Raw genomic sequence first — 21,432 nt, 5'->3', positions numbered from 1 at the left:
TCCGGGCGGGGTGGAGTGGTCGGCCGCGGTCGGGTGCCGCGAGCGGATCCAGGTTAGCCGTCGGGTGGGACATCGGCCGTCCCCGGGCGCACGCCGTGCACGGGCGGCGGGCCCGCCGACGACGGGGCTGCGGGCGGGGCCGGGCCGGGAGTGACGGCGGTCCCGGCGCGGCGCTCCCCCGGCCCGCGTCCGAGCGCGAGCGCCGCGACCGCCAGCGCGCTGGCCAGCGTGAGCGCGACGACGCCGCCCAAGCCGGTGGGCCACGGGACCCGCCCCCACGGCAGCTCCGACATGACCCGGGCGACGGCCGCGATCCACGAGGACGGCAGCCAGGCGAGCCGCAGCGCCAATCCCCCCGCGGCCGGCCAGATCGGCAGCAGGACGCACGCGGCGAGCCCCGCGACGGTGGCGGGCGCCGCCGCGGGCTCGGCGAGGAGGTTCGCGAGCACGCCGTGGACGGGCAGTCCCGGCTGCAGCACCAGCAGGACCGGCTGGCAGGCGACCTGCGCGGCGACGGGGACGGCGAGCCCCTCGGCCAGGCGACGCGGCATCCCTCGCGCGAGGCGGTCGGCGAGCGGTGGCGCGAGCACGAGCAGACCCGCCGTGGCCAGCACGCTCAGCGCGAAGCCGAGGTCCCGAGCCAGCCAGGGATCGCCCACGAGGAGGATGACCACCGCGAGGGCGAGCGCGGGCAGACCGCGTGAGGGGCGGCCGGTGACGGTGGACACGATGAGCACCGCGGCCATGACGGCCGCGCGCAGCACGCTCGGCTGCGGGGTGACGAGCACGACGAACGCGGCGAGGGCCCCCACCGCGGCGACGGCGCGGGCCGGCCGCCGCAGCCCGACGGCGGCGGCCAGCGCGAGCACGATGCCCACGATGACCGCGCAGTTGGCGCCGGAGACGGCTGTGAGGTGCGTCAGGGAGGTGTCCTTCATGGTCTGCGCGAGCTCCGCGGGGACGGCGGACACGTCGCCGATGGCGAGCCCGGGGAGCAGACGCGCTCCCGGCCCGGGCAGCTCGGACGCGGCGCGCGTCAGTTCCCGGCGCAGGCCGTCGGCGACGGCGAGCGGGCCGTCGGGCCGGGCGATCTGCTCGAGGCCGCCGCGGGCGAGGAGCAGGTAGGCCGCCTGGTCGCCCGCTTCCGCGGCTCGCACCGCCGCGGTCAGCCGGATCGTCGACCCCACCCCGGGTCGCGCGCCGCCCACGGCGGCGGCGGGCGCGAAGACGACCACGGGGACGGGCGCCGACGGGGTCACCGTGACGTCGGCGGCCCGACCGGGCGCCTGCCCGCCGACGTGGATGACGCGGAGGCGGCCGACGATCCGGACCCGGGCGGGTGCGGCGGACGCGCCCGACGCGCGCCCCGCCACCGGGGCGGGCGACTCGTCGAGGACGACGTCGGCGACGACCATCCCGGCGGCGGCCGCCGCGGCCTCGAGCTCGACGGGATGGCGCAGCGGCTCGCGGGCGGCCGCCGCGCCGAGGAGCATCGCCGCCACGCCCGCGGCGACCGCCAGGCCGGCCGCGCCTCGGAGCATCCCGGGCGGGGATGAGGTGGGACCCCGGGATGCGCGCCGCGATCCGCGCCCGGGTGGGGCCGGTCGGGCGCCGCGCTCGTCACATCGGGACCGCCGCGCCGCGGCCACCGACGCCAGCGCGAGCGCAGCGGCCAGCGCCGCGGCGAGGACCGCGGCCGGAGCGGCGGACCCGCGGACGCCGATCGCCACGGCCGTCGCGCACCAGCCGACCCCCGCCGGGATGGCGAGCCGCAGGTCGAGCGGCGTCGCGGCGGCGGCTGCTCGCGCCCGATCACGGCCGCCCCGGACGTCACGAGGGCCACGGGCGGGGCGGTCGCGCGCGGTCGGGTCCGCTCGGCGGGGCGTCACACCCGCACCAGGGGCGTCAGCGAGGCGAGCGTCCGATCGCCGATGCCCGGCACGCGGCCGAGGTCGGCGACGCGCGCGAAGCGGCCGTGCGCGGATCGCCAGGCGATGATGCGCCCGGCGAGCGACGGGCCGACGCGCGGGAGCGTCTCCAGCTGCTCCGCTGTCGCGGTGTTGAGGTCGACGGGCGCGGACGGGGTCGCGCCGCCCGCGCTGCCGGCGGCCGCACCGGCGGGACCCGAGGCGGCGGCGGGAGGCGTCTCCCCCTGGCGCGGCACGACGAGCTGCTCGCCGTCGACGAGGACGCGCGCCAGGTTGACGCCCGCCGGATCCGCGCCGTCCGCGAGCCCGTGGGCTGCGGCGAGGGCGTCGACCACCCGACTCCCGGCCGCCAGCGGGTACAGGCCCGGAGAGACGACGGCGCCGACTACGTGGACGTAGACGGGGGCGGCGCCGGCGGTCCCGGAGCCGGAGCCGGATCCGGTGCCCGCGCCGTCGGCATCGGCTGCGCCCCCGGAGCGCGACACGGCATCCCCGGGATGGCCCGTCGTGCGGGGGGATCCGGCGTCGTCGGACCCGACGTCGGACACGGTGCCACCCGCTGCCGACGCGTCGGCGGTGGCCGCTCCCTCCCCGTGCGAGGTCGCGCGGGGCGAGGCGGCCCCGGCTGCGTCGGAGCCGGGCGTCCCGGTCGCCTGGACGGCCGTGACGAGGATCGTGACGACCAGCGCGGCGGCCACGAGCACCGCGGCCGCCCCGACCCCCGTGCGCAGGCGGAACCGCGGACGCCGCCCCACGAGGTCCGCCGGGAGCCGCGGCGCGGCGGCGCGCGTGCCCCGGTCCGCGGGGCGCGGCCGCGCGTCCTCGGCCGCGTCTGCGCGCGCACCGAACGGGTCCTCCGCGTCGAACGGGTCCTCCGCCGGGAACCGATGCTCCGTATCGAACGGATCCTCCGCCGGGAACGGATCCTCGTCGGGTCCGCCCCATCCCGTGGCGTCGCCCGCGGCGTCGCCGGGATCGTCGGCGGGGAGTGCGGGCCGGGAGGGGCGGTGGGAGCGCATGCGCGCACGGTAGGCCGCGACGCCGGTGCGGACGATCCCGTGCGTCCGGGCTGGGGATCGTGCCCCGCGGCGGCCCCTGGGATGGAGCGAGGGCGGCCCGGGATCCGGACCGCCCTCGTTCCCGCGTGCGCGGCCACCCGCTAGGAGGCGGGCTTGGTGGTGATGCTGACGATCTTCGGCGCGCGCACGATGACCTTGTCGATCGTTCGGCCGGCGGTGGACCGCGTGACGCCCGCCGTCTCCCGGGCCAGCGCCTCGAGCTCGTCGGCGCCGATGCGGGCGTCGACCTCGAGCTTGTCGCGCACCTTGCCGTCGACCTGCACGACGGCGGTGACCGTGCTCACGACGAGCAGGTTGCGATCGGCCTTGCGCCAGCCGGCGAACGCGACCGAGCCCGTGTAGCCGAGGCGCTTCCACATGTCCTCGGCCGTGTACGGCGCGAAGAGGCTGAGCGCCACGGCGACGACCTCGGTGGCCTCGCGGACGGCCGCGTCGCCGCCGCCCGGGCCCTGGTCGATGGTCTTCCGGATGGCGTTGACGAGCTCCATCGTGCGGGCGATGACCACGTTGAACTTGAACGCCTCGAGGAGCCCGGGGCCCTCCGCCAGGAAGCGGTGCGTGACGCGGCGGAGCGCCTCGTCCCCCGTCTTCCACTCGACCTCGGGCGCGCTCGTGATGTCGCCCGTGAGGCGCCACGCACGGGCCAGGAACTTGGCGGACCCGGACGGGGACACGTCCTCCCAGTCGATCGGGTCCTCCGGCGGGCCGGCGAACGCCATGGTGAGCCGGATGGCGTCCACGCCGTGGCGGTCGATCTCGGAGCCGAGGTCGACGCCGCCCTTGCTCTTCGACATCTTGACGCCGCCGGAGAGCACCATCCCCTGGTTCAGCAGCGCGCTGAACGGCTCCGTGAAGGTGACGTAGCCGAGGTCGAACAGCACCTTGGTGATGAAGCGCGAGTACAGCAGGTGCAGGATCGCGTGCTCGACGCCGCCCACGTACTGGTCGACGGGCGCCCAGCGGTCGGCGTCGGCCGGGTCGAACGCCTTCGTGGCGTCGTTCGGCGAGAGGAAGCGCAGCCAGTACCAGGAGCTGTCCATGAACGTGTCCATGGTGTCGGGGTCGCGCGTGGCCGGGCTGCCGTCCACCGGGCTCGGCACGTTCGACCACTCCGTCGCGGCGGCCAGCGGCGACTTGCCCTTGGGCGTGAGGTCGAGCCCCGCGGTGTCGGGCAGCCTGACGGGCAGCTGGTCCTCCGGCACGCGGATCTCGTTGCCCTCCGCGTCGTAGACGATGGGGATGGGCGTGCCCCAGAACCGCTGGCGCGAGATGAGCCAGTCGCGCAGCCGGTAGTTCTTCGCCGCACGGCCTCGGCCCTCCGCCTCGAGCTGCTCGATGACGCGCTTGATGGCGGGCTGCTTGCTCAGGCCGTTGAGCGACCCGGAGTTGATGAGGCGGCCCTCGCCGGGGAGCGCGACGCCCGTGCGACCGGGCAGCACCTCCTCGAGGTCGGGCAGCTCGCCGTCCTCCGGGATGATGCGGATGGCGCCCGTGACGGGCTGCGTGGTGTCGACCACCACGCGCACCGGCAGGTCGAAGGCGCGCGCGAAGTCGAGGTCGCGCTGGTCGTGCGCGGGGACGGCCATGACCGCGCCCGTGCCGTAGTCGGCGAGGACGTAGTCGGCGGCCCAGACGGGGATCCGCTCGCCGTTGACCGGGTTGACGGCCGTGCGGCCGAGCGGGATGCCCGTCTTCGGCCGGTCGGTCGTGGAGCGCTCGATCTCGTTGAGGCGCTGCGTGCGCTCGAGGTAGCCGCGGAACTCCTCGCGGACCTCGTCGGACGCGCCCTCGACGAGCTCGGCCGCGAGGTCGCTGTCGGGCGCGACCACCATGAACGTGGCGCCGTGCAGCGTGTCCGGGCGGGTGGTGAACACCGTGACGGGCTCGTCGCGGCCCTCGATGACGAAGTCGACCTCCGCGCCCACGGAGCGGCCGATCCAGTTGCGCTGCATGTTGAGCACCTTGGACGGCCACTTGCCCTCGAGCTGGTTGAGGTCGTCGATCAGGCGGTCGGCGTAGTCGGTGATGCGCAGGTACCACTGCGTGAGCTTCTTCTTGACGACGACGGCGCCGGAGCGGTCGGACGTGCCGTCCGGCAGCACCTGCTCGTTGGCGAGCACCGTCTGGTCCACCGGGTCCCAGTTGACCCAGCTGTCCTTGCGGTAGGCGAGGCCCTTCTCGTGCATCTTGAGGAACAGCCACTGGTTCCACGCGTAGTACTCGGGGTCGCTCGTGTGGAGCTCGCGCTCCCAGTCGAAGGAGAGGCCGTAGCGCTTCATCGACTGCTTCTGCGTGTCGATGTTCGCGTAGGTCCACTCGCGCGGGTCGACGCCGCGCTTGATGGCGGCGTTCTCCGCCGGCAGGCCGAAGGAGTCCCAGCCGATGGGGTGGAGGACGGTGAAGCCCTGCTGGCGCCAGTAGCGCGCGACCGCGTCGCCGATGGCGAACGCCTCGCCGTGCCCCATGTGGAGGTCGCCCGAGGGGTACGGGAACATGTCGAGGATGTACTTGCGGGGACGGGTGTCGCTCGCGTCCGGCGTGCGGAACGGCTGCTCGCGCTCCCACACCTCCGACCACTCGGCCTCGATGGCGCGGAAGTCGTAGGTGTCGCCGGGGGTGTCGGGGGTCTCGTGTGCCAAGGGCGCTCTCGATTCGATGCGGGGGTCGCGGCCGTCAAGGCCTCGACAAGACTAGTGACCCGGCCGGGGGGAACCCGCACGGGCGACGGGGTGGCGGATCAGGCCCCGGCGGCGGCCCTGGGGAGGGAGGACGGGAGACCCCCGACGCGTTCCGCGACCCGGCCCGCGGCCACGGCGGCCAGCAGCGGCGCGGCCTTCACGCGCACCTCCTCGAGCTCCTCCTCGGGCACCGACAGGGCCGTGATGCCGCCCCCGGCGCCCACGGTTGCACGGCCGTCCACGACGACGACCGAGCGGATCACCATGGCCAGGTCGGCACGTCCGTCGTCGCCGAACCAGCCGAACGCGCCCGCGTACACGCCGCGCGGCCCGCGCTCGAGGGCCCGGAGGATGCCGACGGCCGCGGACTTCGGGGCTCCCGTCATGGATCCGGCGGGGAACAGGGCGCGCACCGCGGCCACCGCCGTGACGCCGGGCACGAGCCGGCCCTCCACACGGCTGACGAGCTGGTGCACCTGCGCGTACGCCTCGACGGCGAAGAGGCTCGTGACGCGGACCGAGCCGAGCACGCACACGCGGCTGAGGTCGTTGCGCATGAGGTCGACGATCATCACGTTCTCCGCGCGCTCCTTGTCGCTCGCGAGCAGCTCGGCGCGGGCCCGCTCGTCGGCTGCCGGATCGGCGTGACGCGGCCGGGTGCCCTTGATGGGGAGCGTGCGCAGCGTGCCGCCCGCGTCCACCTCGACGAAGCGCTCGGGCGACGCGCTGACGAGCACGGTGCCGCCTATGCGGAGGAACCCGCCGTGGTGGGTGGGGCTGAGCGCGCGCAGGGCCAGGTGCACGCGCACGGGGTCGACCCGCCCGGGCATGCGCGCGGTGTTGGTGAGGCAGAGCTGGTAGGCGTCGCCGCGGCGGATGGACTCCTGGCACGAGCGGATGAGGGCGAGGTAGCCGTCGTCGTCGTGGCGCCAGACGGGGTCGGATCCCGGATCCGCGTCGGCGGGGCCGTGCGGTGGCGCCGCGGCGGCCCGACGGGGGTTCGCCGGGACGCCCGCGAGGTCGCCCTCGACGGCGTCGAGCCACGGGTCCCCCGCGCGCGCGACCGCCCAGACGGCGGAGGTGCCGTGGTCGAACGCGAGCAGGCGCTCCACCCGGAGGACGGCGGCGGCGGCGGGCTCAGCATGCTCGGGCGCGGCATGCTCGGGCGCTGCGTGCTCGGGCGCGGCGCGGTCCGGGGCGTCCGCGACCGGCGCGTGGTGCAGCGGCACGGTCTCGGTCCAGGCGTCGTACGGGATCCAGCCGACCACGCCCAGCCGGAAGGCGAGGTCGGGTGGGAGGCCGTCGTCGAGGGAGGCGCCGGCGTCGGCGGCCGACGCGTGCGCCAGCAGCCCGGCCAGCCCGTCGAAGACGCCGTCCGGCCAGGCGGTGACGCTGCCCGCGCTCGCACCGAGGTAGCTCCAGCCCTCCCCCGCCGAGTCGTCGAGCCACGCGACGTCGCCCGCGGCCTCGTCGGCGAAGAGGGCCGTGAAGACGTCCTCGGGGTCGTGCCATCCGGCGATGCGGCGTCCCCGGACGGCCGTCCTCGCGTGCGCGAGCGCTCCGTCCATGCGCGGCCTCCCGGTGTCGTGGCCGCACCCTGTGGCCGCCTAGCCTCAAGGGTATGAGCTCCGAGCAGATCCTCCGGTGGACCCCCGCGGGCTGGGCGCCCGACGCCGCGGACGCGACCCGGGGAGGAGCCGAGGAGACGCGGCCCGCCGGGCACCGGGTCCTCGCGGCCGACTCGTTCCTGGTGGACGACGGGCGGGTCCTCGCGCTCGACGTGCACCGGCAGCGGTTCCTCGCGGCGCTCCGGACGCAGGCGGCCGCGGTGCCGGATCCCGCCGCCTTCCTCGACGCCGCCGTCGCCGCGCTGCCGCGCGCGGGCGCCTGGTTCCCCCGCGTGGAGGCGCTGCGCGGCCCGGACGGCGACGTCGCCCGCCTGCTCGTGCGACCCGCCCCCGAGCGCACCGCGACGGTCGTGCTGCGCGACCACGACGGGCCGGATCCGCGCACCCTGCCGCGCCTCAAGGGCCCGGACCTGCACGCGCTCGGCGCCCTGCGGAGCCGCGCGGCCCGGCACGGCGCGGGCGAGGCCGTGATCCTCGCCGACGACGGGACCATCGTCGAGGGCGCCTACAGCGCGATCCTGTGGTGGCACGGCGACGCGCTCGCGGTGGTCGAGGGCGACGTGCCGCGGATCGCGAGCATCACCGAGCGCAGCATCCTCGCGCTCGCGACCGCCCTCGGGGTCGATGTGCTGCACGACCGCGTTCGTCCCGCCGACCTCGACGGCCGCGAGGTGTGGGCCGTGAGCGCGCTGCACGGCATCCGCCTGGTGCGCGGGTGGATCGACGGCCCGGCCGTCGCCGCCGAGCCCGGCCGCGTGACCGCCTGGCGCGCGCGGCTCGACGCGCTGCGGCGCGAGCTGCCGGTGGGCTGAGTCAGCCAGCGGAGGGGAGGGTGCCCGCTCCCCCGATCGCGCCGAGCTCCACCGTCCGGTCGACGAGGTCCGCCGGCACGTCCGTGTGCGTGAGCAGCAGCACCCCGCGGCCCCGGTCGCGCGCGGCCTGCAGCACGTCGCGGAGGACGGCCCGGGCGCGGTCGGCGTCGACGTCCGCCGTCGGCTCGTCGAGCACCAGGATCGGGAAGTCGGCGAGGAGGGCCCGGGCCAGCGCGATCCGCTGCGCCTGGCCGCCGGAGACGAGCCCGCCCCGGTCGCCCACGCGCGCGTCCAGGCCGCCGCGATCGGCGGTCCAGCCCGCGAGCCCCACGCGGTCGAGCGCTGCGAGGAGCTCGTCGTCGGTCGCCTCCTCGCGGGCGAAGAGCAGGTTCTGCCGGATGCTCGCGTCGAACAGGTGCGGCGACTGCTCGCACAGGCCCACGATCCGCCGCACCTCGGAGGGCCGCCGCGACCGGGCGTCGACGCCGTCCAGCTCGTAGCCGCCCGTCGACTCGAGGAAGCGCACGAGCGCGGCGGCGAGCGACGACTTGCCGGATCCGCTCGGGCCGCGCACGACGACCGTCTCCCCCGGCCGCACCGCGAGCGACACCGGTCGGAGGGCGTCGGCGTCCGCGCCCGGCCAGCGGGTGACGAGGTCGCGGATCACCAGGGTCGCGCCGCCGCGGGCAGCGGAGGGAGCGGGGCCCGCCTGCTCCGGCTCCTCCGCCCGCTCCAGCGGGATCTCGGCGGGCACGACCGCGGGCGCGGCGCCCGCGACCCGATCCGCGCTCGTGCGCACCCGCGTCCACGCCTGCACCGCGAGCGGCACGGCGGTCGCCGACTCGACGAGCGCCAGCGGCACGAGCGCCGCGAGGACGAGCCACGCCGGATCCAGCGCGCCGGACGCGAGGCCGGGCACGCCCTGCAGCACGGTCCAGCCCGCGACCGCGCCCGTCCCGACGAGGACGACGCCCGTCGTCGCGCCCGTGGCCGCCGCGCTCCGCAGCTCCTCGCGGCGGAGCCGACGCGCGACCCGCTCGAGGTCGGCGAGCCGCGCGTCCACCGCCTGGAACGCCGTGAGCACGTCGAGGCCGCCGACGAGGTCGAGCACCCGGTCCTGCACGGCGGCGCGCAGCGGGGCGATCCGCGTCTCCGCGCGCCCCGCGAGCGCCCGCGTCGCGAGGACGCCGACGGCGAGCGCGACGGCGAGCACGAGGGCGAGCGCGATCCCGGCGGCCGGGAGCACGGCCGTCACCACGGCCACGCTCGCCGCCTGCACGAGCACCGACACGGCGAGCGGCTGCACGACGCGCAGCGGGAGGTCCTGGAGCCGGTCGACGTCGCCGACGAGCCGCGCGAGGAGGTCGCCGCGCCGGGTGTGCCGGAGCCCGGCCGGCGCGTGCGGCAGGAGCCGTTCGAACACCCCGACCCGCAGCGTCGCCAGGGCGCGGAACGCGGCGTCGTGGCTCGTGATCCGCTCCAGGTAGCGGAACGCGGCGCGCCCCAGCGCGAAGGCGCGGACGCCGACGATGGCCATGCCGAGGAAGAGGATGGGCGGCTGCTCCGACGCGCGCGTGATCAGCCAGGCCGAGGTCGCGAGGAGGGCGACCGCGCCCGCCGCGCTCGCGAGCCCCGCCAGCAGCCCGGGGAGCGCCCGGCGGAGAGGCGGCTGCGCGAGGCGGAGCACCTCGCCGCGGTTCACGGCGCCACCTGGGCGCGCCAGGCGGGCTCGGGCGTCGTGCGCGCGGGATCGGCGACGGCGCCGGCCCGGTCGTGCTCCGCGGGCCGCGCGCCGGGCGAGGGAGGCGCGGCGGCGGATCCCGGCGCCGCGAGCCGTAGCTCCTCGTCGGCGGCGTCCACGAGCGCCGGGCGGTGGGTCACGACGACGACGGCGCGGCCCTGGTCGGCGAGCGCGCGGATCCCCCGCGCCAGCCGCTCCTCCGCCGCCGCGTCGAGGGCGGAGCTCGGCTCGTCGAGGAGCACGAGCGGGCAGTCGAGGGCGAGCGCGCGGTGCACGGCGCGGGCGACGGCGACCCGCTGGGCCTGCCCGCCCGAGAGGCCCTGGCCACCGACGCCGAGCACGAGGTCGGGGTCGATGCCGTCGGCGGCTGCGAGGGACAGGGCGCGCCGGACGAGCGCATCGTCCGGATCCGGGACGCCCAGCGCGACGTTCTCCCGCACCGTGCCGGCCACGAGTCCCGGCCGCTGTCCGGCCCAGGCGATCTCCGCGGGTGCCGGCCGCCGGAGCGCGGTCGGGTCCCCGTCGCCATCCGCCCAGCCGATGACGCCGCGCGCGGGCAGCTGCCCGAGCACCGCCGCGAGGAGCGACGACTTCCCGGCCCCGCTCGGGCCGGTCACCGCCGTCACGCAGCCTCGGCGGAAGCGCGCCGAGAGGCCGTCGACCACCGGCCGGTCGTCGTGCGCGACGACCAGGTCGCGGATCACGAGCTCGTCGTCCGGAGCCGCCTCGCCGGGCGCGGCGCCCGCGCCGTACCGCGCAGACCCCGGAGCGGGTGCGGCTGCGGCTCCGGCGGCGCGGGACGCCCGCCCCGCCCGCTCCTCGTCGAGGATCCCGAGCACGTCGTCCGCGGCCGCCACCCCCTCCGCGGCGGCGTGGAACTGCACGCCGACCTGGCGGATCGGCAGGAACGCCTCGGGCGCGAGCAGCAGCACGAACAGCCCCACCTCGAGGTCGAGCTGCCCGCCGATGAGCCGCACGCCCACCGACACCGCGACGAGCGCCACCGACAGGGAGGCGGCGAGCTCGAGCACGAAGCCGGAGAGGAACGAGATCCGGAGCACGCGCATGGTCTCGACGCGGTGCTCCTCGGTGACCCGCCGGATCCTCGCCGTCTGCCGCCGCGCCCGCCCGAACACCAGCAGGGTGGAGAGACCGTCGACCACGTCGAGGAATCCCGACGCCAGCTCGGTGAGCCGGACCCACTGACGCCGCTGCACCTCCCGCGTCGCCCAGCCGACCAGCACCATGAAGACGGGGATGACGGGCAGCGTCACGAGCACCGTGACGCCCGTGAGCGGGTCGGCGAGGAGCAGCACCGCGACGACGATCGGCGTGGCGAGCGCCGTGAGGATCAGCTGCGGCACGTAGCGCGCGAAGTACGGGTCGAGCGCGTCGAGGCCGGGGCCGATCACCGTGGCGACGCGGGCGCGGCTGCGGCTCGCGGTCCACACCGGGCCGAGGTCGACGACGGCCCGGAGCGCGCGCCGCCGCAGTTCCGCGACGACCTGCGCGGCCCCGCGCGCGCCGACCACGTCGAGCAGCCAGCCGGCGACGCCGCGGAGGACCGCCGAGACGACGACGAGCGCGAGCACGGGCGCGAGCTCCTCCGCGGTCCGCCCCGCGATCGCCCGCACGACCAGCTGCGTGAGCGACCAGCAGAAGCCCACGAGCGCCGCGGTCTGCACGATGCCCGCGAGGGCGCCGACGACGAGCATCGTGCGGGCGGCGGCGGACGCCCGCAGCAGCCGCGGATCCAGGGGCTTCACCGTGCGCCTAGTGGGCGGCCCGGCTGATCACGGCGCGCGTGATGCGCTTCCGGAACACCCAGTACGTCCACCCCTGGTACGCGAGGATCAGCGGCAGCGCGAACCCCGCGGCCCACGTCATGATCGTCAGCGTGTACGCCGACGACGACGCGTTCGCGATCGTCAGCCCGTACGCCGGGTCGTTCGACGCCGGCATGACGAACGGGTGCAGCGCCGCGAACAGGCTGGCGACCGCGAGCGCGATAGTGGCCGCGAGCAGACCGAAGGCCCAGCGCTCCCGGCCGCGCACGTTGGCGAGGTACGACGCGACGAGCGCGACGGCGGCGAGCACCGAGATCAGCCCGGAGAGGGCCGAGCCGTGGGCCAGCGTGGTCCAGACGAGGAAGGTCGCCGCGACGACGATGGTGACGGCCCCCACCCGCATCGACAGCGCCCGGGCACGCGTCCGGATCGGCCCGTCCGTCTTCAGCGCCGCGAACTGCAGCCCGTGCACGAGGAACAGCGACAGCGTCGTGAGCCCGCCGAGGAGCGCGTACGGGTTCAGCAGGTCGAGCGTGGATCCCGTGTAGTCGTGGCCCGCGTCCATCGGCACCCCGCGCACCACGTTCGCGAACACGACGCCCCAGAGGAACGCGGGCACGACCGAGCCGACCACGATCATCAGGTCGAAGGACCCGCGCCACCGGTCGGACGCCCCCTGGTGCCGGTACTCGAACGAGACGCCGCGGAGGATGAGCGTGATGAGGATCGCGAGCAGCAGCAGGTAGAAGCCGCTGAACATGGTGGCGTACCACTCGGGGAACGCCGCGAAGAGCGCGGCGCCCGCGACGATGAGCCACGTCTCGTTGAGGTCCCAGACCGGGCCGATCGCGTTGATGAGGACGCGCCGGTCGGTGTCGTCCTTCGCGAGGAACGGCAGGCTCATCCCCACGCCGAAGTCGAAGCCGTCGAGCACGAAGTAGCCGACGAAGAGGAAGGCGATGACGCCGAACCAGAGGGTGGGCAGGTCCATGTCAGTACACGCTCGCTTCCCGGGCGACCTCGCCCGTCACGGGATCCGGCTCCCGCTCGGGCTCCGGTCCGTGCTGCGCCGCCTTCAGGATGAGGCGGAACTCCACCACCGCGAGCGACCCGTAGACGAGCGTGAACGCGACGAGCGAGATCAGCACCTGCAGCCCGGTGACGTTGGGCGAGACGGCGGAGGACGTCTGCAGCAGGCTGAACACGATCCACGGCTGGCGGCCCATCTCCGTGAAGATCCAGCCGACCGTCATCGCGAGCAGCGGGAGCGGGGCGGCCCAGATGGCGACCCGCCACATCCACGGCCTGGTGATGCGGCGCCCGCGGCGCGTGAACCAGAGGCCCGCGACGGCGACGCCGATGGCCGCCATGCCGAAGCCCATCATCCAGCGGAACGCCCAGTAGGTGACCCAGATGGTGGGCGTGTAGTCGCCGGGGCCGTAGCTCGCCACGTACTGCGCCTGCAGGTCGTTGATGCCCTGCACGGTGCCGTCGAGCGTGTGCGTGGAGAGGAACGAGAGCAGGTACGGGATGCGGATGGAGAACAGCTCGCTGGAGCCGTCCGGCGTGCCCCAGGTGAAGAGCGAGAACGACGCGGCCGCTCCCGATGAGGTGTCGTAGTGCGCCTCGGCGGCCGCCATCTTCATCGGCTGCGTCTGCACCATGGCGAGGCCGAGCTGGTCGCCCGACAGGATCGTGAGCGCGCCGGAGACGACCATGAACCACATGCCGAACCTCAGCGCCGGCATCATCGTGTCGAGGTGCTGGTTGCGCGAGAGGTGCCAGGCGGCGACCGAGATGATCACGGCGGCCGCGCACATGAAGGCGGCGAAGATCGTGTGCGGGAACGCGGCGAGCGCGACCTTGTTCGTGAGGAGCGCCCCGATGTCGGTGAGCTCCGCGCGGCCGCGGACCTCGTCGATGCGGTAGCCCACCGGGTTCTGCATGAAGGCGTTGGCCGCGAGGATGAAGTACGCCGACAGGATCGACGCCGCCGACACCACCCAGATGGACGCCAGGTGCAGCCCCTTCGGAAGCTTGTCCCAGCCGAAGATCCAGACGCCGATGAACGACGCCTCGAGGAAGAACGCCAGCAGCCCCTCGAGCGCGAGCGGGGCACCGAACACGTCGCCGACGAAGCGCGAGTACTCCGACCAGTTCATGCCGAACTGGAACTCCTGCACGATGCCGGTGACGGTGCCCATCGCGAAGTTGATGAGGAAGATCCGCCCGAAGAAGCGCGTGAGGCGCAGGTACTCCTGCTTGCCGGTGCGCACCCAGGCGGTCTGGTACAGCGCGCAGACGACGGCCATGCCGATCGTGAGCGGCACGAAGAGGAAGTGGTAGACGGTCGTGAGGCCGAACTGCCAGCGGGAGAGGACGAGCGGGTCGAGGAGCTCGTTCACGAGCGGGCCCCGCTCCGGGCGGCGCCCGTGCGGCGCGGATCCCGCGGGACCGACGCGTGCGACGGACGGGCGGCCGGGAACCGGCTCGCGTGCGGGTGGTCGGCGGGGGCGGGATGCGGTGTCATGGCGACCGGCTGCGCTTCCTGTGGAGGGCGGATCGTGCGGTTCGAGGCTCCATCGCGACGCCTCCATTCTACGACTTGTAGACGATCGGCGCGAGGGGCGCGGCATATCCCGGTCGGGCCGCGTTCGCCCGACGGCGGCGCGCGCGACACCCGGCGTTCATCCGGCCGGGCGAGCCTTCGAGGACGCATCCGGTCGGCGTCGACCCGGTGCGCCCGCGTCCACGCGCGGCCCGCCGGGTCGCGCCTCCGCCGGATCCGATCCGCAGCACCCGGCCCCGCACGACCCGAACCGCACGACGACCGAAGGGCCGCCATGAACTCCTCCGCCCCCGCACCCCGGGCCTCCGGCCTCGCGACGGGATCCGCCGCTGCGGCTCCCGCGACCGCGTCCGCCTACGTCGGCGTCCTCGTGGCCGACGGCGCCCTGCTCGCCGGGCGCGTCGCCGAGGCCGCCGAGCGCGTCGTGGCCGAGGCCCCCGAGCGGTACGACGCACGCACCGCGTCGGTGCAGGACGTGCTCGTCGTGGCCCTCGCCCTGGTGGCCGGCGGGCTCGACGTCCGCGACGCCGCCCAGCACGCGGTCGCCGGGGATCCCGCACCCGTCATCCAGGCGCTGCACTCGCTCGCGGGGCGCGGCGGCGTCGAGCCGTACCTCCTCCGCAACGGCCTCGAGGTGCACCACTTCCACGCGCTGCGGGACGCCGTCGTCGCCGTCGGCGCGCGCGAGCTGGACGAGTCGCAGGACTGATCCGCGCCGCGCCCCTCCTACTGGGGCCAGCCCGGTGTGTCCGCATAAATGAGGACCGGCTAGAGTCGTCTACGAGCAGACGGCCCTTACCCCCCTGGGGCCGATGCTCGCAACCCGACGAGCGCGTCCGTCCATCCCCCCCCCCCCGGGCGGACCGCTCCCGGACCACGACGGCCTCCTCTCCCCCGAAGGAACCCGGGCCGTCGGAGAGAGGCCCGGCACCGTGCGGCGTTCCCGCGCCCCGTGCCGGGCCTCTCGACCGTCCGCCGCCTCAGGCGCGGGGCGCGTCCTCGAGCGGGAGGTGCAGGATCGCGAGGTCGAGCGACCGCCCGAACTTGACGCCGATTCCGGGCAGGAGCCCCACCCGACGGAAGCCGAGCCGCTCGTGCAGCCGGATGGATCCCGCGTTGCCGGCCTCGATGTCCGCGAACATCGCGCGCTTCCCGGCCGCCTTCGCGTGCGCGATGAGCCCCTCCACGAGCGCCCGGCCGATGCCCTGCCCCTGGAAGCCCTCGCGCACGTAGACGGAGTCCTCCACGGAGAAGCGGTAGCCGGACTTCTCCCGCCACTGCCCGTAGGTGCCGTACCCCGCGACGCGCCCGTCGACGTCGGCGATGAGGATCGGGTCGCCCGCCGCCGTGGTCTCCTCGTACCAGCGCTCGCGCTCGGCGCGGTCCACGGGCTCGTCCATCCAGAGGGCCGTGCCGTGCAGGATGGCGTCGTTGCGGATGTCCAGCAGGTCGTCGATGTCGCGGGGCTCGGCGGGGCGGATCAGCATCCCACCAGGGTATCGGCGCGGTCGTCGCCGGCCCACGCGTGCGGCAGGATCGATGCATGCACTGCACCATCGCGCCCGTCCCCGGGGACGACGAGGATGAGGACGCGACCCTCCTCCGGCCGGCCCCGCACGCCCTGCGGTCCTCCGCGCGCGAGGGCTCGGCGGCGATCCCCCGCTCCGGCGCCTCCGCCGGATCCGCGCGCTCGCGCTGCTCCGGGCTGACGCTCGCGTGAGGCGCCCCCTGCGGTCGATCCGGCTCCTCGCGCTCTCCTCGCATCCGGGTCCGACGGCCACCGTCACCGTGCTCGCGGCCGGCCTCGCCGCGGCCCTCGGGTTCGCGCCCGGGCGCGTCGCCGCCGTCGCGGTGGCCGTGCTCCTCGGGCAGCTGTCGATCGGGCTGTCCAACGACTGGATCGACGCGGGCCGCGACCGCCGTGTCGGCCGCACCGACAAGCCGGTCGCGCGCGGCGAGGTGACCGTGGCCGAGGTGCGCGCCGCCGCGCTCGGCACGGCGGCCGCCTGCCTCGCGGTGTCCGCGCTGCTGGGGCCGGCCTTCCTCGTCGCGCACGTGGTGCTGGTCGGCGCGGGCTGGGCCTACAACGCGGGGCTCAAGCGCACGGCGGCGAGCGTCGTGCCGTTCGTCGTGGCCTTCGGGATCCTGCCGACCGTGGTGGCGCTCGGTGGCCCGGATCCGCTGCCCGCCGCCGCCTGGGCCGTCGCCACGGGCGCGGTGCTCGGCGTCTCCATCCACTTCACCAACGTGCTCCCCGACCTGGAGGACGACGCGCGGACGGGCGTGCGCGGCCTGCCGCACCGGCTGGGCCGCGTGCCGTCGGGCCTGGTCGCCTTCGGGGCGCTCGCCCTCGGCGCGGTGGTCGCGTCGGTCGGGCCCGTGCTCGCCGATCCCGCGCACGCCGTGACGCCGCTCGCCGTCGCGGGCCTGGTCGCGATGCTGGCGATCGCGGCGTGGGGCGCGGTGCTGGTCGTCACGCGACCACCGGGTCGGCTCCTGTTCCGGCTGATCATGGCGGCGTCGCTGCTGCTCGTGGCGCTCGTCGCGGCGAACGCCACGCAGCTCACCTGATCCGCGCGCCCGCGTCCCTGCCCATGGCGTAGACGGACGCGAGCCCGGCGGCGGCGGGCGACGCGAGGACCGCGCGGAGCCCGGCGTCGCGCACGACCCGCGTGAGGCCGCGGACCGGCCGGCCGAGCGCGGTGTTGATCTCCGACTGCACCGCGGCGCGTCGGGCGCTCGACATGCGGTCGCGCTCCCAGCGGGCGATGCGGTGCGCGTCCGGCACGCCGTCGCGGGAGCGGACGGCGTCGACCAGGATCGGCGCGAGGGCGTCCGCGTCGAGCCAGCCGAGGTTCATGCCCTGGCCGCCGATGGGGCTGATCTCGTGGGCCGCGTCGCCGATGAGCAGCGCGCGGCCGGCGGACATGCGACGCGCCAGACGCCGCCGTACGCCGAACCCGCTCACGGGATCGAGGTCCGCGGCGCGCACGACGTGGCCGGTGCGCGCGCGCACCGCCGCGGCGACGATCTCGGCCGGATCGCCGTCCCCCTCCCCGGCGCGCACGCCGACGACGAAGCGGCGCATGCCGCCGGGCAGCGGGAACGACTCGACGACGCCGTCCGGGTGCAGCGTGATCACGGCGTCGTCGCCGCCGTCCGTGGTGTCGGGGGCGTCGCCCATGAGGAAGCGGTCGGGCAGCGGGCGTTCGTCCACGCCGATGCCGAGGAGGTCGCGGACCCGGCCGCGCGTGCCGTCGGCGCCGATCACGAGGCGCGCCGTCGCCTCGACGAGCCGGCCGTCCGCGTCCTGGCCCGTCGCGCGGACGCCGCCGCCGGGCGCCTCGACCGGATCCGCGTCGAGCCCCGTGAGCGTCACGCCGCGTCGGAGCGCGTCCGGGGCGAGCGCGTCGAGGCGGCGGGCGAGGATCGCCTCGGTGCGCCACTGCGGCAACGCCGCCACGTACGGGTGCGTGGCGGACGCGCCGGCGAAGGACACCCGGCCGATCGCGCGACCGCGCGCCATCGCGATGCCGTTCCGCACGAGCACCGCCTCGGCGACCATCTCGTCGGCCACGCCGAGGCGGTCGAACGCGTCGAGGGCGGGCGCGTGGATGCCGATGGCCCGGGACAGCCGCGCGGGCTCGGGCCGCGCCTCCCAGACGCGCACGTCGAGGCCAGCCTGCGCCAGGAGCGCCGCGAGGTGGATCCCCACGGGCCCGCCGCCCACGACCAGCGCGTCGCGCGGGCTCACCGCGTCGCGCCCCGCGCCGAGGGGTCGCGCACCAGGAGCAGCCGGCAGGGCACGGCCCCCTCGACGCGCCAGCCGTCCGGCACGCGCAGCGCGAGCTCCACGGGCGTCCAGCTGCGGCGGATCGAACGCAGCCCGTCGACGTGCACGAACGAGCCCCGCGCCACCAGCCGGGACAGCGGACCGTAGACCGCGTACGCGAGCCGGCTCCGCGCGATGTCGCCGTGCATCGCGCGCGGGGCGAGCGCCGCGGAGTCCGCGAGCAGCGCGTCGAGGGCGGCGTCGTCGAGATGGTGCAGCACGTGGTTGCTCGTCACCAGGTCGAAGCGGCGGCCCTCGGCGACGAGGTCGGCGCTCGACGCCCGGAGGAACGTCAGGTCGGGATCCGCCGGCAGGTCGCGCGTGAACGCGGCCGCGCGGGGATCGGGGTCGATGCCCGTCACGCGCAGCCGCAGCCCGTCCCGGCGCGCCCACCGGACGAGGGCGACGGGCACGTCCCCGCCGCCCGAGCCGATGTCGAGGAGCGTCGTCTCCCGCGCCGGGGACAGCAGCGGGCGGATCCGGGACCGGTACACCCCGCGCCACCCCGCCACGACGCGGTTGACGAGCGCGAAGCGGGCGTACGTGCGGTCGAGCGCCGCGGGGTCGCAGTCGGGGTCGTCCATCAGCTCGGTGAGGCCGACGTCGCGACGGGACAGGTCCATCAGGCGATGCGGCGGGTCATCAGCGACGTCTCGACCGTGAGCCCCGGTCCGAACGCCATGGCGCACACGCGACCGGCACCCGCGCCCGGGACGGCGACGGGTGCGGCCAGCTCGCTGCCGTCCACGCCCGGGACGTCCGCGGGAGGGGTGCCGTGGAGGATCCGCCGGAGCACGAACAGCACGGTCGCGCTCGACATGTTGCCCACCTCGGCCAGCGTCGACCGCGATGCCTGGAGCTGGCGGGGCGCGAGCGCCAGCCGGTCCTCCACGCGGTCGAGGATGCTGCGCCCGCCCGGGTGGATCGCCCAGTCCTCGATGTCCGCGGGCGCGACGCCCCGGAGCGCGGGCACCTGCGCCCACAGCGGCTCGAGCGCGCCCGTGATGTGCTCGTCGATGATCTTCGGCACGTAGCTGGAGAGCACCATGTCGAAGCCCTGGTCGCCGATGGTCCACGCCATGTCGTCCTCGCCGACGGGCGTGAGCACGGTCTCGAACGCGTCGAGGTCGAGCACGGTGGAGCCGGCGGGCGCGGGCCGCGCGGTCACGATCGCGGCCGCGGCCCCGTCGCCGAACACGGAGGACGCGACGATGGTGTCCGCATCGTCCGAGGAGTGCAGGTGCAGGGAGCACAGCTCGACGCACACGACGAGGACGACGGCATCCGGGTCGGCGGCGCAGAACTGCGACGCCATGCGGAGCGCGGGGAACGCCCCGTAGCAGCCCATGAAGCCGAGGTGGAAGCGCTGGGTGGACGCGCCGAGGCCGAGGCCGCGGACCACGGCGTAGTCGGGGCCGGGCGCGTAGAAGCCGGTGCAGGACACGGTGACGACGTGGGTCACGTCGGACGCCTCGATGCCGGCCGCCTGCTCGACCGCCTGACGCGCCGCGCCGAGCAGCAGCGCGGGGGCCTCGCGGATGTACGTGTCGTTGCGGGCGCCGGTGCCGGGCGTGAGGATCCGGCCGGTCCCGCGGTCGTAGAACACCGGCTCGTCCGCGTGCGGCCCGGCCGGAGCGTCGGCACCCGCCATGCCGGGCGCGGTGCCGAGCTCGTCGATGACCGTGTGCCGCGTGCGGATGCCGGACGCCCCGAACGCCGCCGAGACGAGCCGCGTCCCGAGGCGGCTGAGCTCGGGCTGGCTCCCGAACAGGTCGCGCACCCCCTCCTGCGCGAGGACGGTCGGCGGGACCTCCGTCGCGATGGAGCGGATCGACGCGGTCAGCGTCGGCCGCCGGAGACGACGGCGGCGCCCACCGCGATGACGACGGCCACGGCGCCCGCGCCGATCGAGGCGGCGAGGGCGGGGTCGTTCCGGGTGAAGGCGCGCGTGCGGGCCGTCACGTCGTCGGTCGTGCTGCGGACGCGCGCGACGACGTCGTCGCGGATGCCGCGCACGCGGCCGGACGCCTCGGCCTTCAGCTCCGACGCCCGGGCCGGCACGTCGAGCGCGGTCTCGAGCTCGCGGACGGTGCGGGCGAGCTCGTCGCGGCCGGAGCGGATGTCGCGCTTCAGCTCCTCGGGGCTGCGCTTGGGCGCGGGCGGGATGTCGGCCCCCTGCCCGTGCGGGGCCGACTCGGCGACGACCTTGTGCTTGCGCACCTCGCGGGCCACGGTCGTCACGGCACCGAGCACGCTCACCTCGCCGGTCGGGGACTTCTTCTTCTTCGCCATGCGCGGGCTCCTGCCGTCGGGAAAGGACATCGGTGGGTCCATTGTGCTCCGCCGCGTGCACGGCGGAGCGCGATGCGACGAGGGGCCGGCGCTCGTGCGTCGGCCCCTCGTCGCGGGACGGGCCTCTCGGCCCGGTCGGCTCCTCCTAGAAGAGGGCCTTCTCCTTCAGCCAGTCGGAGGCGATGGCGGCGGGCTCCGCCTTCTCGTCCCCCTGGTTGCGGCGGTTCATCTTCGTGAGGTCCTCGGTGGTCAACGCGGCCGAGACCTTGTCGAGGATCGAGGTGATGTCGGGGTTCATCTTCGCGGTCTTCACGAGCGGCACGACGTTCTGCGCCTTGATGAGGTTCTCGGGGTCCTTCAGCGTGACGAAGCCGTTGTCGAGGATCGACGGCGTGGTCGTGTAGATGTTCGCCATGTCGACCTGGCCGTCGAGGAGCGCCTTGACGGTGTTGGGGCCGCCCTGGTCCTCGATGGTGACGAGGCTGGCATCGGCGCCGTAGACGCTCGTGAGCCCGGGGATCCCGTACTCGCGCTCGCCCAGCACCGCGCCGCCGCCCACGCGGACCGTCTTGCCCTTGAGGTCGGACAGGCTCGTGACGCCGTTGGCCGCGGAGTACTCCTTGGTGACGTTGTAGGAGTCCTTGTCCTCGGCGGGCGACTCGTCGAGCACCTCGAAGCCGTCGGGGAGGGCGGCGCCGAGGGCGGAGTAGACGTCGTCGCTGGAGGCGGCCGTCGAATCGGTGTCGTACGCCGCGAGCAGGTTGCCCGTGTACTCGGGGATGAGGTCGATGGACCCCTCCTCGAGCGCCTTGAGGTAGACCTCGCGCTCGCCGATCTGCAGGTTGCGCGTGACCTTCACGTCGTTGGCCTCGAGGGCCTGCGCGTAGACCTCCGCGAGGATGACGTTCTCGCCGAATGCGGCGGATCCCACGGAGATGGTGTCGCCGGGCGCCGCGGAGCCCTGGCCGCCCGAGGTGTCGAGGGGGTCGCCGGACGCGCAGCCGGCGAGGGCCATCGCGGTGCCCAGCGCGACGGTGCCGACGAGGAGCCGGCGGGTGATGCTGTGGGACATGTGCTGTGTTCCTT

General features: G+C 75.6%; 18 protein-coding genes. 4 read left to right on the top strand and 14 right to left on the bottom strand.

Features of this window, described 5'->3' with window-relative positions; all coding sequences use genetic code 11:
* Positions 1-53 precede the first annotated feature (53 nt).
* From ACU4ZT_RS08110 to ACU4ZT_RS08095, 4 genes are all read right to left on the bottom strand, one after another.
* Positions 54-1,541: a ComEC/Rec2 family competence protein gene (locus ACU4ZT_RS08110; RefSeq protein ID WP_063070285.1), complete on the bottom strand. Its 1,488-nt coding sequence runs from the start codon at positions 1,539-1,541 to the stop codon at positions 54-56.
* 344 nt (positions 1,542-1,885) lie between these two features.
* Complete coding sequence (locus ACU4ZT_RS08105) at positions 1,886-2,947, bottom strand: helix-hairpin-helix domain-containing protein (protein ID WP_445336998.1); 1,062 nt, start codon at positions 2,945-2,947, stop codon at positions 1,886-1,888.
* Positions 2,948-3,087: 140 nt separating this feature from the next.
* Positions 3,088-5,646 (bottom strand): leucine--tRNA ligase, encoded by a 2,559-nt coding sequence (gene leuS / locus ACU4ZT_RS08100; protein WP_063070286.1) that lies wholly within the window; start codon positions 5,644-5,646, stop codon positions 3,088-3,090.
* 98 nt (positions 5,647-5,744) lie between these two features.
* The gene (locus tag ACU4ZT_RS08095; RefSeq protein WP_445336997.1) at positions 5,745-7,253 is read right to left on the bottom strand and encodes an anthranilate synthase component I family protein; all 1,509 of its coding nucleotides are present in this window, start codon (positions 7,251-7,253) and stop codon (positions 5,745-5,747) included.
* A 53-nt stretch (positions 7,254-7,306) separates the two neighbouring features.
* On the opposite strand from ACU4ZT_RS08095, the gene ACU4ZT_RS08090 reads away from it, so the two are divergent.
* The gene (locus ACU4ZT_RS08090) at positions 7,307-8,125 is read left to right on the top strand and encodes an aminotransferase class IV (protein ID WP_270981603.1); all 819 of its coding nucleotides are present in this window, start codon (positions 7,307-7,309) and stop codon (positions 8,123-8,125) included.
* 1 nt (position 8,126) lies between these two features.
* Here ACU4ZT_RS08090 and cydC read toward each other — a convergent pair whose 3' ends face one another.
* The 4 genes from cydC to ACU4ZT_RS08070 are packed head-to-tail and all read right to left on the bottom strand — an operon-like array spanning position 8,127 to position 14,058.
* Positions 8,127-9,827 (bottom strand): thiol reductant ABC exporter subunit CydC, encoded by a 1,701-nt coding sequence (cydC, locus tag ACU4ZT_RS08085; protein WP_445336996.1) that lies wholly within the window; start codon positions 9,825-9,827, stop codon positions 8,127-8,129.
* Positions 9,824-11,632, bottom strand: a complete 1,809-nt coding sequence (cydD, locus tag ACU4ZT_RS08080) for a thiol reductant ABC exporter subunit CydD (RefSeq protein WP_445336995.1) — start codon at positions 11,630-11,632, stop codon at positions 9,824-9,826. Before cydD ends, cydC begins: the two co-directional genes overlap by 4 nt.
* A gap of 7 nt (positions 11,633-11,639) precedes the next feature.
* Positions 11,640-12,644 (bottom strand): cytochrome d ubiquinol oxidase subunit II, encoded by a 1,005-nt coding sequence (cydB, locus tag ACU4ZT_RS08075; RefSeq protein WP_445336994.1) that lies wholly within the window; start codon positions 12,642-12,644, stop codon positions 11,640-11,642.
* A 1-nt stretch (position 12,645) separates the two neighbouring features.
* A complete protein-coding gene (locus ACU4ZT_RS08070) occupies positions 12,646-14,058 on the bottom strand; it encodes a cytochrome ubiquinol oxidase subunit I (RefSeq protein ID WP_270981606.1) in 1,413 nt (470 codons plus the stop codon).
* Positions 14,059-14,496: 438 nt separating this feature from the next.
* Here ACU4ZT_RS08070 and ACU4ZT_RS08065 point away from each other — a divergent pair, with 438 nt between their 5' ends.
* The gene (locus ACU4ZT_RS08065; RefSeq protein ID WP_270981607.1) at positions 14,497-14,931 is read left to right on the top strand and encodes a hypothetical protein; all 435 of its coding nucleotides are present in this window, start codon (positions 14,497-14,499) and stop codon (positions 14,929-14,931) included.
* Positions 14,932-15,202: 271 nt separating this feature from the next.
* Here the strand turns inward: ACU4ZT_RS08065 and ACU4ZT_RS08060 are convergent, their stop codons facing one another.
* Positions 15,203-15,709 carry a GNAT family N-acetyltransferase gene (locus ACU4ZT_RS08060; RefSeq protein WP_063070294.1) on the bottom strand — a complete coding sequence of 169 codons (507 nt, stop codon included), beginning with the start codon at positions 15,707-15,709 and terminating at the stop codon, positions 15,203-15,205.
* Between the two features lie 56 nt (positions 15,710-15,765).
* Here ACU4ZT_RS08060 and ACU4ZT_RS08055 point away from each other — a divergent pair, with 56 nt between their 5' ends.
* Both ACU4ZT_RS08055 and ACU4ZT_RS08050 read left to right on the top strand, forming a co-directional pair.
* Positions 15,766-15,942, top strand: coding sequence for a hypothetical protein (locus tag ACU4ZT_RS08055; RefSeq protein WP_445336993.1), 177 nt, complete (start codon positions 15,766-15,768; stop codon positions 15,940-15,942).
* Positions 15,939-16,793 carry a UbiA family prenyltransferase gene (locus tag ACU4ZT_RS08050; RefSeq protein WP_254654421.1) on the top strand — a complete coding sequence of 285 codons (855 nt, stop codon included), beginning with the start codon at positions 15,939-15,941 and terminating at the stop codon, positions 16,791-16,793. Before ACU4ZT_RS08055 ends, ACU4ZT_RS08050 begins: the two co-directional genes overlap by 4 nt.
* On the opposite strand, the gene ACU4ZT_RS08045 is transcribed toward ACU4ZT_RS08050, so the two are convergent.
* The 5 genes from ACU4ZT_RS08045 to ACU4ZT_RS08025 form a co-directional block, all read right to left on the bottom strand.
* On the bottom strand, positions 16,786-17,976 hold the full coding sequence (locus ACU4ZT_RS08045; protein ID WP_445336992.1) for an FAD-dependent oxidoreductase: 1,191 nt from the start codon (positions 17,974-17,976) through the stop codon (positions 16,786-16,788). The two genes, ACU4ZT_RS08050 and ACU4ZT_RS08045, sit on opposite strands and share 8 nt — an antisense overlap.
* The gene (locus tag ACU4ZT_RS08040) at positions 17,973-18,677 is read right to left on the bottom strand and encodes a class I SAM-dependent methyltransferase (protein WP_270981611.1); all 705 of its coding nucleotides are present in this window, start codon (positions 18,675-18,677) and stop codon (positions 17,973-17,975) included. The genes ACU4ZT_RS08045 and ACU4ZT_RS08040 overlap by 4 nt, the downstream gene beginning before the upstream one ends.
* Positions 18,677-19,897: a type III polyketide synthase gene (locus ACU4ZT_RS08035; protein ID WP_445338640.1), complete on the bottom strand. Its 1,221-nt coding sequence runs from the start codon at positions 19,895-19,897 to the stop codon at positions 18,677-18,679. The genes ACU4ZT_RS08040 and ACU4ZT_RS08035 overlap by 1 nt, the downstream gene beginning before the upstream one ends.
* Positions 19,894-20,346, bottom strand: coding sequence for a DUF3618 domain-containing protein (locus tag ACU4ZT_RS08030; RefSeq protein WP_414763339.1), 453 nt, complete (start codon positions 20,344-20,346; stop codon positions 19,894-19,896). The genes ACU4ZT_RS08035 and ACU4ZT_RS08030 overlap by 4 nt, the downstream gene beginning before the upstream one ends.
* Before the next feature lie 145 nt (positions 20,347-20,491).
* On the bottom strand, positions 20,492-21,418 hold the full coding sequence (locus ACU4ZT_RS08025; RefSeq protein ID WP_063070298.1) for an ABC transporter substrate-binding protein: 927 nt from the start codon (positions 21,416-21,418) through the stop codon (positions 20,492-20,494).
* Positions 21,419-21,432: the final 14 nt, after the last annotated feature.

This window comes from Clavibacter davisi, assembly GCF_052751415.1.
The sequence above is the reverse complement of the archived record's forward strand: the minus strand, read 5'-3'. Positions and strand labels throughout refer to the sequence as shown.